The organism is Kocuria sp. (genome assembly GCF_030538595.1).
Lineage (GTDB): Bacteria > Actinomycetota > Actinomycetes > Actinomycetales > Micrococcaceae > Kocuria.
In genome coordinates this window covers 1-15264 of the sequence record NZ_JAUNTS010000022.1, presented here as the reverse complement: position 1 = coordinate 15264, position 15264 = coordinate 1, and the positions used below count along the sequence as shown (strand labels likewise).

At 63.7% G+C, this 15264-nt stretch carries 13 protein-coding genes and 1 riboswitch; of the genes, 2 read left to right on the top strand and 11 right to left on the bottom strand.

Going from position 1 to position 15264, the window contains the following annotated elements:
- Positions 1–49: 49 nt before the first annotated feature.
- The 6 genes from Q4G32_RS13615 to Q4G32_RS13590 all read right to left on the bottom strand — a co-directional run bounded on the left by Q4G32_RS13615 (position 50) and on the right by Q4G32_RS13590 (position 7552).
- Entirely contained in the window at positions 50–931 is an 882-nt protein-coding gene (locus tag Q4G32_RS13615; protein ID WP_303352244.1) for a 3-hydroxyacyl-CoA dehydrogenase family protein, read from the bottom strand.
- Between the two features lie 49 nt (positions 932–980).
- Positions 981–1691: an enoyl-CoA hydratase/isomerase family protein gene (locus Q4G32_RS13610; protein ID WP_303352248.1), complete on the bottom strand. Its 711-nt coding sequence runs from the start codon at positions 1689–1691 to the stop codon at positions 981–983.
- 64 nt (positions 1692–1755) lie between these two features.
- Positions 1756–2970, bottom strand: a complete 1215-nt coding sequence (locus Q4G32_RS13605) for a thiolase family protein (RefSeq protein ID WP_303352246.1) — start codon at positions 2968–2970, stop codon at positions 1756–1758.
- 235 nt (positions 2971–3205) lie between these two features.
- Positions 3206–4657, bottom strand: coding sequence for an MFS transporter (locus tag Q4G32_RS13600; protein WP_303352242.1), 1452 nt, complete (start codon positions 4655–4657; stop codon positions 3206–3208).
- Between the two features lie 364 nt (positions 4658–5021).
- Positions 5022–6215, bottom strand: coding sequence for a cobalamin-independent methionine synthase II family protein (locus tag Q4G32_RS13595; protein WP_303352241.1), 1194 nt, complete (start codon positions 6213–6215; stop codon positions 5022–5024).
- 128 nt (positions 6216–6343) lie between these two features.
- Complete coding sequence (locus tag Q4G32_RS13590) at positions 6344–7552, bottom strand: cobalamin-independent methionine synthase II family protein (protein ID WP_303352240.1); 1209 nt, start codon at positions 7550–7552, stop codon at positions 6344–6346.
- 16 nt (positions 7553–7568) lie between these two features.
- A riboswitch (SAM riboswitch) is annotated at positions 7569–7673 on the bottom strand.
- 91 nt (positions 7674–7764) lie between these two features.
- Here Q4G32_RS13590 and Q4G32_RS13585 point away from each other — a divergent pair.
- On the top strand, positions 7765–9000 hold the full coding sequence (locus Q4G32_RS13585; RefSeq protein ID WP_303352239.1) for an acetyl-CoA C-acetyltransferase: 1236 nt from the start codon (positions 7765–7767) through the stop codon (positions 8998–9000).
- A gap of 14 nt (positions 9001–9014) precedes the next feature.
- Here the strand turns inward: Q4G32_RS13585 and Q4G32_RS13580 are convergent, their stop codons facing one another.
- The 5 genes from Q4G32_RS13580 to Q4G32_RS13560 form a co-directional block, all read right to left on the bottom strand.
- Entirely contained in the window at positions 9015–9710 is a 696-nt protein-coding gene (locus Q4G32_RS13580; protein ID WP_303352238.1) for a TetR family transcriptional regulator, read from the bottom strand.
- A gap of 16 nt (positions 9711–9726) precedes the next feature.
- Positions 9727–11256, bottom strand: a complete 1530-nt coding sequence (locus tag Q4G32_RS13575) for a gluconokinase (protein WP_303352237.1) — start codon at positions 11254–11256, stop codon at positions 9727–9729.
- Between the two features lie 161 nt (positions 11257–11417).
- Positions 11418–11909, bottom strand: a complete 492-nt coding sequence (locus Q4G32_RS13570) for a hypothetical protein (protein WP_303352235.1) — start codon at positions 11907–11909, stop codon at positions 11418–11420.
- Complete coding sequence (locus Q4G32_RS13565; RefSeq protein ID WP_303352234.1) at positions 11885–12181, bottom strand: hypothetical protein; 297 nt, start codon at positions 12179–12181, stop codon at positions 11885–11887. The genes Q4G32_RS13570 and Q4G32_RS13565 overlap by 25 nt, the downstream gene beginning before the upstream one ends.
- Before the next feature lie 57 nt (positions 12182–12238).
- Complete coding sequence (locus tag Q4G32_RS13560) at positions 12239–13168, bottom strand: hypothetical protein (RefSeq protein WP_303352233.1); 930 nt, start codon at positions 13166–13168, stop codon at positions 12239–12241.
- Between the two features lie 190 nt (positions 13169–13358).
- Between Q4G32_RS13560 and ilvD the strand changes: the two genes are divergently transcribed.
- Positions 13359–15197: a dihydroxy-acid dehydratase gene (gene ilvD, locus Q4G32_RS13555; protein ID WP_303352232.1), complete on the top strand. Its 1839-nt coding sequence runs from the start codon at positions 13359–13361 to the stop codon at positions 15195–15197.
- The last annotated feature ends 67 nt before the right edge of the window (positions 15198–15264 follow it).

Sequence of the window (15264 nt, the reverse complement as noted above, 5' to 3'; positions counted from 1 at the left end):
GGGGGTGATCTCAACAACAAACGGTGATCTGGGCGGTGGCGGGCAGGGGTCAGTAGTCGTAGAAGCCCTTTCCGGACTTCCGGCCCAATTCACCGCGCGCCACCATGTCCCGCATGAGCTGCGGGGGTTCAAAACGTTCACCGAGCTCGGACGCCAGGTATTCGGCAATGCCCAGGCGCACGTCCAGACCCACCATGTCCGTCAGGGCCAGCGGTCCCACGGGGAATTTGTAGCCCAGGACCATGGCGTTGTCGATGTCCTCTGGGGCTGCCACGCCTTCCTCCACCATGCGAATGGCCTCCAGGGCGATGGCCACCCCCAGGCGGGACGAGGCAAAGCCGGGAGCGTCCTGCACTGTCACCGGCGTTTTGCCAAGTCCGGCCACCCAACTCAACGCAAGGGATGCAAGTTCTTGGGAGGTCTGCTCGCCCAGGACCACCTCCACCAGCTTGGAGGCCGGCACGGGGTTGAAAAAGTGCAGACCGCAAAAACGCTGGGGCCGTTGAAGCTCGCCGGCCAAGCCGTCGATGGAAAGCGACGACGTGTTCGAGGCCAACCATGCTGAGGCATCAATGTTCTCCTCGATCCTCTTCAGGCTTTCGACTTTCAGGTCCCACAGTTCCGGCACGGCTTCCACCACCAGTTGGCACGGGCGGAAGGCCGAGTAGTCAACGCTCACCGTCAGGCGCTGCGTCCACTCGTCCAGGTTGCCATCAACTTTGCCGCGTTCCAAGGATTTGGCCAAGTCAGCCTCAATTCTTGCCTTGGCGGCTTCCGTAGCCTGTGCCGAAACTTCGACGACGACCACCTCTGCCCCCGCAATCAAGAACCCGTGGGCAATGCCTGCGCCCATCCGCCCACCACCCAGAACTCCCACCTTGGCTGGAACGGTGGCGTTCGTGGATGCGCGGCGTTGGTGTTCTTCAGTCATGACGTCTTCCTCACGGTGTGGGTCCGGCAGCAGTGCCGGATGGAAGGGGTTACTTCTTCTTACGGTCCAGGAAGGCTTGCATGCGCTCAAACTTGGCCTCTGACTCAAAGAGGATGGCCTGAGCCAGTTCGTCCACGGCGGGGTGCGCCTCCCGGGGCATGGTGAAAACCCGTTTGCTGATCTGCACCGCCAGGGGGTCTTGTTGGCCGATGCGGTCGGCCAGAGCATGTGCCCCTGCCAGCAGATCTGCGGGCTCGTGAATCTCGGAGATCAGTCCCGCCGCCAGAGCTTCCTCCGCACTCAGGATGCGCCCGGCCAGCAGGATTTCCTTGGCCACGGCTTCCCCTGCCAGTTCCTTGATCCGCCACAGGGCACCCGCGGCGGCAATGATGCCCAGCCCAGTTTCGGGCTGGCCGATTTTCAACGACGGCGTCCCCAACCGAAAGTCCGCAGCCCAGGCCAGTTCGGCCCCACCGCCCAGGGCGTAACCGTCCAGGGCGGCGATCACCGGCATGGGCAACTTGGCAATGCGATCGAACAACCGAGAGTTGACCCCGCGCAGGGCATCGGTGCGTCGTCGTTCGCGTAGCTGGGCAATGTCTGCACCGGAGGCAAAGATCCCGCGCCCACCCACCGTGGTGCCGGTGAGAATCAGGATCTTGGGATCCAGCTCCAGGTGAGCGCACACCGCGTGCAGTTCCTCCACCATGGTGGCGTCAATGGCATTGCGGACCTCGGGGCGGTTGAGCACCACGGTCATGCGGTCCGTGGATTCGGTGACGGCAATGGCCGTGAAATCGCTGAAAGTGCTGGCCACGGAAGGATCACACCCTTTCCAGCAGGAGAGCGGCACCTTGGCCCACGCCAATGCACATGGTGGCCAGTCCGCGTTCGGTGCCCTCATCCTCCATGCGGTTCATCAAGGTGATGGCTATACGAGAACCGGAGGAACCCAGCGGATGGCCCAGGGCTATGGCCCCACCCCAGCGGTTGACGATTTCAGGGTCCAGGCCCAGACGCCGGATGGAGCCCAAGGACTGGGAGGCAAAGGCCTCATTGATTTCCACGGAGCCGAGGTCATCCACGGACCAGCCCGCCCGCTCCAACGCTTTCCGGGAGGCAGGCACAGGCCCCAGCCCCATGATTTCGGGGGCCAAACCCGCGGAGGCCCCCAGCACCACGCGGGCACGAGCGTGCAACCCGTACTTCTCCACCGCAGACTCGGATGCCACGATCACGGCCGATGCGCCGTCGTTCAGCGACGACGAGTTGCCAGCGGTGACCACAGAGCCCCCGGCCACCACGGGCCGCAGCTTGGCCAGAACCTCCGGCGTGGAACCCTCCCGCGGGCCTTCATCCGTGTCCACCACGGTTTCGCGGCCCTTGCGATCGCGCACGGTCACGGGCACTATTTCCGCATCGAACTTCCCAGCCCGGATGGCTGCCAGGGCCTTCACATGGGACTGCGCGGCAAAGGAATCGCAGTCTTCGCGGGAAATGTTGTCCACGCGGGCCACTTCTTCAGCAGTTTCCGGCATGGAGTAGGTCATTTTGCCATCGCGGCTCAGCTCCCCGGAGGTGAAGGCAGGGTTCACAAATCGCCACCCGATGGAGGTGTCAAAAGCCTCACCTGGCTTGGCGAATGCCGTGGTCGGCTTGGCCTGGACCCACGGAGCGCGGGACATGGACTCCACCCCGCCGGCCACAACAATCTCCGCAGCACCGGAGGCGATCATCTGCTGTGCCAGCGTGATGGCTGACATTCCCGAAGCACACAGTCGGTTGACCGTGATCCCGGGAACTGTGTCCGGATACCCGTTGAGCAACCAGGCCATCCGGGCCACGTTGCGGTTCTCCTCACCGGCCCCGTTGGCGTTGCCCAGGATCACCTCGTCCACCACGGCGGGGTCCAGGCCAGCTGCCTCGACCACGCGCCGGATGCACAAGGCGGCCAGATCGTCGGGGCGCACGCCGGAGAGCGCACCGCCGTAGCGGCCCACCGGTGTGCGGGTGCCGCCCACCAGGAAAGCCTGGGGCAACGTGGGGCTGTTGGTCACGAGTCCTCCAAAACGTGTGTTGGACGACGGCGGCGGGTGGGCGCCGTCGTCGTCAATAATTACTGACCGAACGTTCACATAAACATGGCACGGGTGTGCCCCGGGGTCAATGCCGAGGTGATCCGTAGGGTTGCCGAGTGGCCAGTTTTGGTGGCCCCTGAGCCGATCAGGGCCCGTCAAACTGGCCACTGGGCCGTCAGCGGAAGGTCAGATCACCTCAGCTGTCACGACGACGACCGCTGGCCGGGCCACGTGCAGCGCCATCGTCCAAGATCATCTGAGCGGCGGTGGGATTCTCCTGCGCGAACTCGGGGTGCTCGGCCAGGTACTCCTGGTGCACTTCCTCCACGTGAAGGTCACGGCCCTGGTCCGACTTGCGCACCATGGACACCGCAATGAAGGACACCAAGGAGATGGCTGCCATGTAGACGCCGATCATCCAGCCCTGGCCGGTCTGGTTGAGGATCAGCTGGGCAATCATGGGGGCAAAGGCGCCACCGATGATCGCTCCGAATGCGTAGCCGATGGACACGCCCGAGTAGCGCACCCGAGCCGGGAACATCTCTGCGTACATGGCCGACTGCGGACCGTAGGAGGGGCCGAGGCCGATGGTCAGTAGGAAGATGGCTGCGGCGAACAGGGGCAGGGATGCCGTGTCCAGCAGGAACCACATGGGAATGGACCACAGGATCAGAATGGCGTAACCAATCTGGAAGGTCAGGCGGCGGCCAATGCGGTCGGAGATGTAGCCGCCGTACATGGTGAAGATCAGCCAGCCCACACCGCCCACCAGGGAGGCGATCAGGGTTTCCGTGCGTTCCATGCCCAGCGCCTTGGTGCCGTAGGAAGCGAAGAACGCGATCACCATGTAGCCCAAGGCATTGTTGCCGGCAAAGATGAAGGCAGCCAGGCTGACCTCACGCTTGTGCTTCTTCATCAGCTGACCCAGCGGGGCGGAGGACTCGGCCTTGCGCAGCTGCATCTCCTTGAAGACCGGGGATTCGTCAACGGTCATGCGGATCAGGTAGCCCACCAGGATCAGCACCACGGAGGACAGGAACGGAACGCGCCAGCCCCAGGACTCGAACTGCTCGGGGGTCAGCATGGAGGTCATGAGGAACATGAAGCCGGTGGCCAGCAGCATGCCCAGCGGTACGCCAACCTGGGGGTAGGCCCCGAAAAGGCCGCGCTTGTGCCGCGGTGCGTGCTCCACAGCCATCAGGGCAGCACCACCCCACTCGCCACCTGCGGAGAAACCCTGCATGATGCGCAGGATCATCAGGAGGATCGGAGCCCAAATACCGATCGTGGCATAGGTGGGGAGCAGGCCGATCAGCGTGGTGGCACCGCCCATGCCCACCAGGGTGATCACCAGGACCACTTTGCGCCCGAACTTGTCGCCCACGTGCCCGGCCACAATGGCACCCAGGGGGCGGAAGAGGAAGCTGATGCCCAGTGAGGCCCAGGAAATGACCTGGCCCAGAGCTGCGTTCTCCTCACCCAACGGGTTGAAGAAGTGCGTGGCCAGGATGAATGCCGCAGCTTGTGCGTAGATGAAGAAGTCGTACCACTCGATGGTGGTGCCAACCAGCGTGCCCGCAAGGACCTTCTTCTCCTCGCGAGTCATCTCATGGCCCTGTTTGGAGCCAGAGGTCGCCGTAGTGCTCATGGAAGTCTCCCGTGAGGTCGGGGACGAGGTCGCCCTGATTTACTTACCGATTGGTCGGCAATTAACGGCATCCTAAGCTGAGCTGTGACGGCTGTCACCACTATTTGCCACATCAGATACGATTTTCTTTTGTGAATGCTGGCAGCCCCAATCGCAGTCGTTCCCGTCCCGTCCCCGCCGACCCCACCTCAGCTCGTGAGAGCACCGGTTGTTGTTGAGATCACCCCCTGTTGCCGGTGATCTCAACAACAACCGGTGCTCTCACGGGGCGGACGGGCCCGGAGGCGAGGCAGCGGGCGGGCGCGTGGGCCTTCCGGGCCGGTGCGACGGCGGCCCGGTGGGGCTGTGCGCTGCGCTCACTCCATCAGAACAAGCGCGAGCTGGCGATCCGGGCGCCCTCCACCAAGGTCTCCAACTTGGCCTGGGCAATCTGCGGGTGAACGCGTCCGCCCAGCCCGCAGTCGGTGGAGGCAATCACGCGCTCGGGCCCCACGGCTGAGGCGAAGCGCTCAATACGGTCGGCCACAAGCTCCGGGTGCTCCACCACGTTGGTCGCGTGGGACACCACACCCGGAATGATCAGTTTCTCCGCGGGCAGATCCAGGTCCTGCCACAGCTTCCACTCATGTTCGTGGCGCACGTTGGCCGCTTCAAACGAGTACGCACCGGCGTTGATCTCCAGCATGAGTTCGGCAATGTGGCGGAACTCAATGTCCGTGGTGTGCGGCCCGTGCCAGGAACCCCAGCACAGGTGGAAGCGCACCTGCTCAGCGGGGATTCCCTCCAACGCGGCGTTGATGGCATCCACGCGCTTGCGGGTGAAGGCCACATAATCCTCAACTGCGGGCTCGGGGTTGATCTGGTCCCAGTTCTCCGCAATGGAGGGATCATCAATCTGCACAATCAGCCCGGCGTCCGTAATGGCTTTGTACTCCTCGCGCATGGCCTGGGTGCAGGCTTCTAGAACGGCGTCCTCATTGCCGTAGTAGGCGTCCTCCAGGCGTGCGCAGGATCCGGGGGAGAGGGCGGCCAAGTAGCCTTCCGTGGCGCCGACACGTTCCATGGCCGTCTTCAAATTGTTGATGTCCCGGGACACTGCTTCTTGACCCACGTACCGGATGGGGCCGTTGAACACAGGGAACGGTGCAGGTTTGCCCGTGAATATCCCCGAGGCTGGGTCCTGGTAGGCCTCCGCAAAAATGCCCCAGTCCCGCCGATCACCAAAGCTGGTCAGTTTCACATTGCCCGGAGTGGATCGCTGTACGGGTTGTTCGGCAAGCGTCCGCGTCCCGGGGGCCAGCCCGTCCAAGCGGGCAAAGATGTAATGCCACCAGGCGCCGTAGTCCACGTCTTCGGCCATGGCGTGTCCGTATTCGCCGTCGTTGACGACGTCGATCCCCACCTCTCGCTGTCCCGCCACCACATCGTTCACGGCGGTGGCCAGGAGGCGGTCGTAATCCTCGCCGGCAACGCGGGCTTTGGCGGCGTCGATGAGTTCACGGGTGCGGGGTAGAGAGCCCGCGTGAGTAGTCAGGATTCGGTCAGTAGAACGCTGCATGAAGGTCTCCGGTCTGTTTCCTCTGCTGCCGAGCGTCCGAGTTTGGTCGTTTCTGGGCCTTGGAAACGACCAAACTCGGACGCTCGGCAGCAGAGGGGTGGGGTGGGGATGGGGGGTGGGTGGGTGGGTCAGTGCAGGCGGGTGGTGGCCAGTGCGGCGCCGGCGGTCAGAGCTTCCAGCTTGGCGAACGCGATCTGCGGATGCAGGCGTCCGCCCAAGCCGCAGTCGGTGGAGGCGATCACGCGCTCGCGGCCCACGGCACTGGCAAAGTTCTCAATCCGATCAGCCACCAGCTCCGGGTGCTCCACCACGTTGGTGGAGTGGGATACCACGCCCGGGATGATCACCTTGTCCTCCGGAAGTTCAGCTTGCGCCCACAACTTCCACTCGTGGGCATGGCGCACGTTGGCTGCCTCAAAGGAGTAGCCGCCGGCATTGATGGACAACAGTGGTTTGAGGAGGTGTTTGAGCTCCAGGTCCGTGGTGTGCGGCCCGTGCCAGGAGCCCCAGCACAGGTGGAAGCGCACCTGGTCCGCGGGCAGTCCCTCCAGTGCGTAGTTCAGCGCCTCAATGCGCAGTTGGATGAACTTCAGATAATCCGCAACGGTGGGCTCCGGGTTGATCTGATCCCAGGACTCGGCAATGGAGGGATCGTCAATCTGAACAATCAGTCCGGCGTCCGTAATGGTCTTGTACTCCTGCTTCATGGCATCTGCGCAGGCGTAGACCAGTTCTTCGTCGCTCTGGTAGTACTCATTGGTCACCCGCGCACAGGAGCCGGGGGAGAGCGCTGCCACGAATCCCTGCCGAGCGCCGGTCTGTTCCATGGCGGACTTCAGATTGCGCACGTCAGTGGCCACAGCCTCTTGGCCCGTGTAAGTCAACGGTCCCGTGATCTTGGGTTGGGTGACGGCTTTGCGCGCGGTCAGGATTCCCGACGACGGATCTTCGTATGCCTCCCGGAAACGCTCCCGGTCCCGGCGATCGGTGAACGTGGTCAACACAATGTTGCCCGGGGTGGAGCGCCGTTTTTCCGTGGTGGCCCACCGGTCCTCGTTCGACGGGGTCAGCCCGCCCAAACGGGAGAACGAATAGTTCCACCAGGCCCCGTAGTCCACGGCAGAGGACATGGTGTGTCCGTATTCGCCGTCGTTGACGACGTCGATCCCCACCTCCCGCTGCTTGGCCACAATCTCCACCACACTGCGCTCCATGGTGGTCACCAACTCATCCCAGGGGATGGTGCCGTCCTGGTAGGCCTGATTGGCGGCCAGCAGTTCAGGTGTCCGCGGCAGGGAGCCCACGTGAGTGGTTTGGATGCGATTGGTGTTCAGCATGCGTGAGTGCACGTCCTTTCCATCGGTCCTGGCGGGAGCACCTTGGGAAGCTGACCGTAGGGTCAGTCCATGGTTGCTGCGACGTCAACGAGCCAGGTCTCTGAGTCGCTCTTGATGGGTAACGCAGCTCATCCTGTCACGGCCTACGCGGAAGATGCCAAACTGGGGGCGTAACGCAGCAATCAGCACAAGGACGTGCGGAAGGAGCCGGCATGAGCGAATCGCCGAGCGAACACCAGACTCACCACAGCCATGATGTGGCAGGGCAGACCACGGAGGTGGTGGTCCTGGATGGTGCGCGGACCCCGCAGGGGAAGCTGCTGGGACAGTTGGCATCCCTGCAAGCCACCGACCTTGGGGCGCATGCCATCAAGCACGCACTGCAGCGCGCCGGGGTGGCCGCAGAGGACGTGGATCACGTGATCATGGGTCACGTGGTGCAAGCCGGCTGCGGTCAGAACCCCGCCAAGCAGTCCGCAGTCAAGGCGGGGGTGCCCGTGACGGTCCCAGCCATGACCGTCAACAAGGTGTGCCTGTCCGGTTTGGTGGCGGTCACGGATGCCGCACGGTTGATCCGCGCCGGGGAGGCCCAGGTGGTGGTGGCAGGCGGCCAGGAGTCCATGACCAACGCACCGCACCTTCTGCCTGGTTCACGGAAAGGCAAGGCTTACGGAGATGTCACCATGGTGGATGCCGTAGCCCATGACGGCCTGGTGGATGCCACCGAAAACATTGCCATGGGAACCCTGACCGAGCGGGGCAATGCGGACCGCGCACTGACCCGTGACGCCCAGGATCAGGTGGCTGCACGCTCCCACCAGCTTGCGGGGAAGGCGGCAGCTGATGGCGTGTTTGCCCAAGAGATCGCCCCGCTGGAGATCCCGCAGCGCAAGGGGGAACCGGTCACGGTGGACTCGGATCAAGGCATCCGCCCGGAGGCCACCGCCGAAAGCCTGGCCGGCTTGCGCCCGGCCTTTGGAGCCGAAGGCACCATTACCGCGGGGAACTCCTCACCCCTGTCCGACGGCGCAACGGCCCTGGTGCTGGCATCCCGGCAGTGGGCGGAGGAACACGGTTTGAGTTGGCTGGCCATGGTGGGTGCTGCCGGTCAAGTAGCAGGTCCGGACAACTCCCTGCACTCGCAGCCGTCAGCAGCCATTGAGACCGCCGTGAACAAAGCGGGGTGGGCCGTCAGTGAGCTTGATTTTGTGGAAATCAATGAGGCTTTTGCCGCCGTCAGCTTGCAGTCCCTGAAAGATCTTGACTACCCGTTGGAGCGGACCAACATCCACGGCGGTGCCATTGCGCTGGGACATCCCATCGGGGCGTCCGGTGCACGCTTGGCACTGACGGCTGCGCTGGAACTTGAACGCCGCGGCAGCGGCCGCGCTGCCGTGAGCCTGTGCGGTGGGGGCGGGCAGGGAGAAGCCCTGCTGCTTTATCGCTGAGCCGTGACGGCAACTCAGCTGCCGGTGGGCAGAAAGGTCGCCAAGCCTGCGCGGAACTCTTGATCAAAGCGGGCCACCACGCCGGACCCGGCGTGGTGGCCCGGGTCATCGGCCTGTCCGGCCTGCCCAGTCCCTCTGGGCTGTCCCGCCAGGCTTGCCTGTCCTGCCGGTGCCGCAGCTGCGGCCTGTCCTGCCAGGCCTGCATGTCCAGTCTGTCTGGCCTGTCCGGCCGGTGAGGCCTGTCCCGCATGCCCGGCCGGTGCCGCAGCTACCAACGCCACCGCCGTTTGCTGAGTCAAAACAGAGCCCAGCACCCACCGCAGAAGGTTCTGAGCGTGCTCAGCCGCGCCACGGACCCCACGGGCCTCCAGCTGTGCCGTCAGCAGTTGGGCCGGTGGCAACCATGCGGGTTGATCGGCATGGGCCACCGCCACAATTTCCGCCCCGTCACGCAGAGCCAATAGGCGCTCGCGGAACTCGACGAGTACGGCGGCGGGGTCGGATGGCCAGGGGGCGGCGCCGTCGTTGGGATCGAGCATTCGACGGGACAGCGCAATCAGTAGTTCCTGTTTATTGGCCACATGCCAGTACAGGGCGCCGGCCTGGACCCCCAATTCGGTGGCCACGCGGCGCATGGAGAGATCCCCAAGCCCGTAGTCACCGGCAACTTTCAGGGCGGCGCTGACCACCTGCTCACGGGTCAGCGGCATGAGTCCAGCCCGTGGATCATGCGGAGATCAACTGGCTGTAACCGTCCTGATACCGCTGTGCCAACTGCTCCCAGTGCTCGCGGTGTTTGCCCTTGGGCTTGAAAGTCTGACTGCGCGGGGCCTCAGCGGGTTGTGTTTGCGGCGCCAGAACCTCCAGTGCCATCACGGCTGTGCCGCGCAGCGTTGATCGCTTGAACGTGGCCTGGATGGTCTCGCGGCCCAGGTGATCGGCCAACAATTGCTGGATTCCGGGAATGTTTTGTGACACCCCGCCCGTGGTGACCAGACGATCAACATGCCCGGCGGTTTCTTTCAACTGGGTTGCCACCCGGCCCAGGGACACCACAATGCCTTCCATCACACCGCGGACCAGATCTTGCGGCTCGGTGGAGGCCGTGATCCCCAAGGCGTGGGCCTGTGCCCCGCCCACCCAACCGGTGGAGCGTTCGCCCGTGAGGTACGGCAGGAACAGGGGTGTGTTGGGCGAATACGGCTGAGTGGCAACATCGGCCAGTTCGGTGCCCTCCGGCAGCGCAAAGGTGTGGCCAGCCCAGTCAATGGCCCGTCCGACGTCGTTGATGGCTCCGCCCAGCAAATGGCGGTTGTCGTCCACGCGATAGCACCACAGCCCGGAAGGAATCTCCTCCGGCGCGCTGTGCAACATGACGCGCATGGCCCCGGACGTGGACATGGACACCACCACGGTGGAGGCATCCCGACCTCCGGCACCCACGTTCTGGGCCAGGCCGTCCGCGATGGGGGCAAACCACTTGGCGTCCTTCAACGCAGGCCACCGCTGGGTGATCCCGGAGGGAACTTCCAAGATGGGCTGGGTGGGCCTTGCAATCAAGGACAGGTGGGACAGGTCAATACCGGCCAGCTCCAACATGCGCTCAGACCAGTTGCCCGTGCTCCGGTCCTGCAAGCCGCTCCACGCTGCCACTGCGGTTCCGGCCCGAGCCTTGCCCAGGAGCCGAATGTGGAAGTACTCGCCCAGAGAGATCCACCGTTTGGTGGCGGCAAAGATCTCCGGCTCTTCCTCCCGCAGCCAACGCAGCCGCGGGGCCAGGTAGGAGGTGTGCAGCCGGGCACCCGTCAACTGCTGGAGTTCGTATTCATCCACCTCAGCGCGCAGCTGAGCCAGTTGGGGCGTGCAGCGTGAATCCGCGTACGTGTAGCACGGGCTGGTGGCGTGCCGATTGGCATCCACCCCCACCAGAGAGGAGGCGAAAGTGTCAATGGCCACCCCTTTGACCCTGCCGATCAGTTCCTTGCGGGAGCCGATCACGGTGTCAATGATGGCGCCCAGCTCCTCCACCACCTGATCCGGGTCAATGATGCTGGTGCCATCGTTACCCGTGGTGAAGGAGTGCGGAACCTTGTGCCGGTAACCACGCACGGGGATGCCCTGAGCATCGTGCAGGCTGCCGCGGCTGGCTGTGGAACCGACGTCCAGGGCCAGCACCAGAGGGTCCTGGGCTTTGGCCAGCGGGACGGAGAAATCGACGTCGTCGTCGACCTTGGGAGGGTGGGCGGACTTGGCCACGGGAGCGGTCCTTAGAACGTGAGCAATGTGGGCAATGCAAGGGGCCGAGCCGACTCGTGTGGTCGACCCGGCCCTCGGTCGTGACATCCATGCTATCCAGACCGAGCCGCGCCTGTCCCCTTGGAGGGGGTATAGGACTCAGCGCGGGTGGCTAGCGGTGCTCAGCCCATACCCGCTGCACGACGACGGCGCGAGGCCGTCACCCGGTTGACAATGATCAACACCACGCCCACCAGGAACAGCAGACCACCCAGCAGGATGGCCCCGAGGATGCCCAAGACTCCACCGACGATTCCACCCATGTTGGCCTCCACCACGTAGGTGGAGCTGCTGCTCAAATCGGAGCAGTACACGCTGTACTCACCGGCATCTGTTGAGGTGAAGGTGCCCACCATGTTCCAGGTCTGGTCTTCCAGAGTTGTGGAGGCGCTGGTGTTGGGGTTGACGTTCACGGGAACGGAATTGATGTTGGGGTCATACACGGAGCACGACCCCTGGGACGTGGAGCCGTCTCCGGACATGATCCAGTAGTCCTGATCGGCTGCCAGGGTGTGGGTCCGGCCCGGCTCAGCATCTGCCATTTCCCGAACTGTGCCACTCATGGTGGCCACGGCTATCACCAAGATGATCACACCCAGAACCGGTCCTGCCACGGCCAAGGTGATGCCCAGCCACAGTGGCGGGGTGCCTTTGATCTTTTGAGGCTGACCGGTGGGTTGATACCCATGGGGCTGCCCCGCCGCGTGGTACCCGGGCTGCTGTCCCGGGTGGCTCCGGCGTTGTCCTGACCCGCGTAACCGGGAGGGTTGTAGCGCGGGAGATCAGAACCCTGGGAGTTTTGACCGCTGGGAGCCCCGGTGCCATCCGGGTGGGGAGCGTTGTTGGGCTCCTGCGGATCGGGTGAGCCGTTGGTGGGAGTGCTCATGACAAGTCCTTTCGGGTGACCGGAGCTGGCCGGAGGGGGCGGGACGGGGAACGTAGATCAGTAGTGCGGGTAGGAGGCCTGCTGCATGGTGGCGCGACGTGCGCGGGAGGCGGTGACGCGGTTGACAATGATCAGCGCAATGCCCACCACTCCGATCAAGCCGGCAATGAGGACTGCCGCCAAGGAACCGAGCCCTATGGACAAATAGCCATTGCCTTCAAGGGCCACGGTGTCCATGGAGGTGCTGCACAGGATGCGGTAGGTGCCGTCCTGATCTGTGGTGAACTCACCAACTTCTGCGTAGACCTCACCGTCCGGCCGGGTCTCTGTGGTGCCGTAGCCGGTGGTGATGGGGACGGAATCGTAGTCCGGGTTGTAGATCGAGCAGTCGGAAGCCAGCACGGCATCTGACTGGGGAGCCATCAAGGTGTGCACGGTGCCGCCGGTCAGTTCGTGGGAAATCCCCGGCTGGGCATCGGCAATCTCCTGGGTGAGCTGACTCTGACCGATCACAAAAGCCAGGATGATCCCCACAACGGCCACCAGCGGTGCCAAACACGTGATCACAATGCCCACCCACAGCGGGGGCTTGCCTTTTGCGGGCGCGGGCGGCGGTGAGTACGGGGAACCCACGCCTGGCCCGGAAGCCGGCATGTATTGCGGTTGCTGATCGCCGGGACGTTGGTACTGGGGCGGACGGGCGTATTGCGGCGCCCCGTTGTATGACGGCGTTGCTGGACTGGGGCCGTTCGGCGTGGTTGAACCGGTGCCGTACGGCGTTGCTCCGTAAGTCCCCGAACTCCCGGAGTTCCCTGAGGTCCCAGAGGATTGGGATTGCCCCGCGTGCTGATAACCCGAATCCTGTGGGCCCTGGTACTTGGGCGCTTGATACTGAGGTCCCTGGTACTGCGAGTCTTGGAGTTGAGGGTCGTTCTGTTGGGGATCGTGCTGTTGCGGACCCTGGGATGGAGGGTTCTGATTGCTCAAGGTGGTGCCTCTCCGAGCGGATTTTCAAATGCAAATGTCTGGTCTCAGATTAGCGGGCAGTCCAGGTTCGTGCCAGTGTTGCTGTGGGCGTGTGGGGCTGGAAGTGTGAAGATGACGGAACAAGGCGAATCTGGCCATGGTTTCCGCATTGCCTGAGAAGTCGAATGAGCTTGGAGCTTGAGGAGTCACCGTGCCGCAGCTGCGTTCTGCCACATCAACCACCGGCCGCAACATGGCGGGAGCCCGTGCCCTGTGGCGGGCCACCGGCATGGGGAGCGAGGATTTCGGCAAGCCGATTGTGGCCATTGCCAATTCCTTCACCCAGTTTGTTCCCGGTCACGTGCATTTGAAGGACATGGGGCAACTGGTGGCCTCAGCCGTCCAGGAGGCCGGCGGCGTGGCCAAGGAGTTCAACACCATTGCGGTGGACGACGGTATTGCCATGGGACACGACGGTATGCTCTACTCCCTGCCCAGCCGCGACATCATTGCCGACTCGGTGGAGTACATGGTCAATGCGCACTGTGCGGATGCCCTGGTGTGTATTTCCAACTGCGACAAGATCACCCCCGGCATGCTCATGGCCGCCATGCGCCTGAACATCCCCACCATCTTTGTCTCCGGTGGTCCCATGGAATCCGGTGAGGGCGTTGAAGGTGTGGTGGAGCACCGTGTTGATCTGGTGGACGCCATGGTCATGGCCGTGGACGAATCCGTGACAGATGCCCAGCTGGCCCTGATCGAAGAAAACGCCTGCCCCACGTGTGGTTCCTGCTCCGGGATGTTCACCGCCAACTCCATGAACTGCCTGACCGAAGCCTTGGGCCTGTCCCTGCCGGGCAACGGCACCACGCTGGCCACGCACGCCAACCGCAAGCGGCTGTTCCTGGAAGCCGGACGCCGGATCGTTGATTCGGCCAAGAAGTACTACCACGACGACGACGCCTCCGTGCTGCCCCGTTCCATTGCCAACAAGACGGCATTCAACAACGCCATGGCTTTGGACATTGCCATGGGTGGCTCCACCAACACGGTGCTGCACATCCTGGCTGCCGCCCAGGAAGCCGGCGTGGACTTCAGCATGTCTGACATTGACGCCCTCTCCCGCCGCGTGCCGTGCCTGGCCAAGGTGGCTCCGAACTCCACCAAATACCACATTGAACATGTGCACCGCGCCGGTGGCATCCCTGCGATTCTGGGGGAGTTGCGCCGTGCCGGGCTCTTTGACGACTCCGTCTCCGCCGTCCACGCCCCCACCATGGGTGAAGCTTTGGATGAATGGGACATTCGTTCAGGCAAGGCCACTGAGGAGGCCAAGCAGTTCTTCTTGGCAGCGCCGGGTGGAGTGCGCACCACGCAGGCGTTCTCCCAGGCCAACGAATACGAATCCCATGACGTGGACGCTGCTGAGGGCTGTATCCGGGATCTGGAGAATGCCTACACCGCAGAGGGTGGGTTGTGTGTGCTGTTCGGCAACATCGCCGAGGACGGCGCCATCATCAAGACCGCGGGGATTGACCCGGAACTCTTCCACTTTGAGGGCAGGGCTTTTGTGGTGGAGTCCCAGGACGAGGCCGTGTTTGAAATCCTCTCCAAGAACGTGCAGGAGGGAGACGTTGTGGTGATCCGTTACGAAGGCCCCAAGGGCGGGCCGGGTATGCAGGAAATGCTCTACCCCACCTCCTATCTCAAGGGCCTGGGCCTGGGGAAGAAGTGCGCTCTGATCACTGACGGTCGGTTCTCCGGAGGCACCTCCGGGTTGTCCATCGGCCACATGTCCCCGGAAGCCGCAGCAGGTGGGGCCATTGCGTTGATCCAAACGGGAGACCCCATTGTGATTGACGTGGAGAACCGTGTGCTGAGGGTGGACGTGGACGACGCCGAGTTGGCGCGTCGTCGTGAATCCAAGGGTGCACTGCCCTGGAAGCCCGCCAAGGAGCGCGAGCGCAAGGTCTCTGCTGCTCTGCGGGCCTACGCCTCCATGGTGACCTCCGCGGACAAGGGTGCTGTCCGGGTGATCCCTGAGTAAGAACTTCCCCGGAACAAGCCGTGCGCAGTTTGATACCCCCTCAGCCCTGATGGGGTATCAAACTGCG

Bases quoted from the DNA above. Each gene is read 5' to 3' on its own strand.
- Q4G32_RS13615 (WP_303352244.1), bottom strand. From the start codon at position 931: ATGACTGAAGAACACCAACGCCGCGCATCCACGAACGCCACCGTTCCA.
- Q4G32_RS13585 (WP_303352239.1), top strand. From the start codon at position 7,765: ATGAGCGAATCGCCGAGCGAACACCAGACTCACCACAGCCATGATGTG.
- Q4G32_RS13610 (WP_303352248.1), bottom strand. From the start codon at position 1,691: ATGACCGTGGTGCTCAACCGCCCCGAGGTCCGCAATGCCATTGACGCC.
- Q4G32_RS13600 (WP_303352242.1), bottom strand. From the start codon at position 4,657: ATGAGCACTACGGCGACCTCTGGCTCCAAACAGGGCCATGAGATGACT.
- Q4G32_RS13595 (WP_303352241.1), bottom strand. From the start codon at position 6,215: ATGCAGCGTTCTACTGACCGAATCCTGACTACTCACGCGGGCTCTCTA.
- Q4G32_RS13565 (WP_303352234.1), bottom strand. From the start codon at position 12,181: ATGAGCACTCCCACCAACGGCTCACCCGATCCGCAGGAGCCCAACAAC.
- Q4G32_RS13590 (WP_303352240.1), bottom strand. From the start codon at position 7,552: ATGCTGAACACCAATCGCATCCAAACCACTCACGTGGGCTCCCTGCCG.
- Q4G32_RS13580 (WP_303352238.1), bottom strand. From the start codon at position 9,710: ATGCCGCTGACCCGTGAGCAGGTGGTCAGCGCCGCCCTGAAAGTTGCC.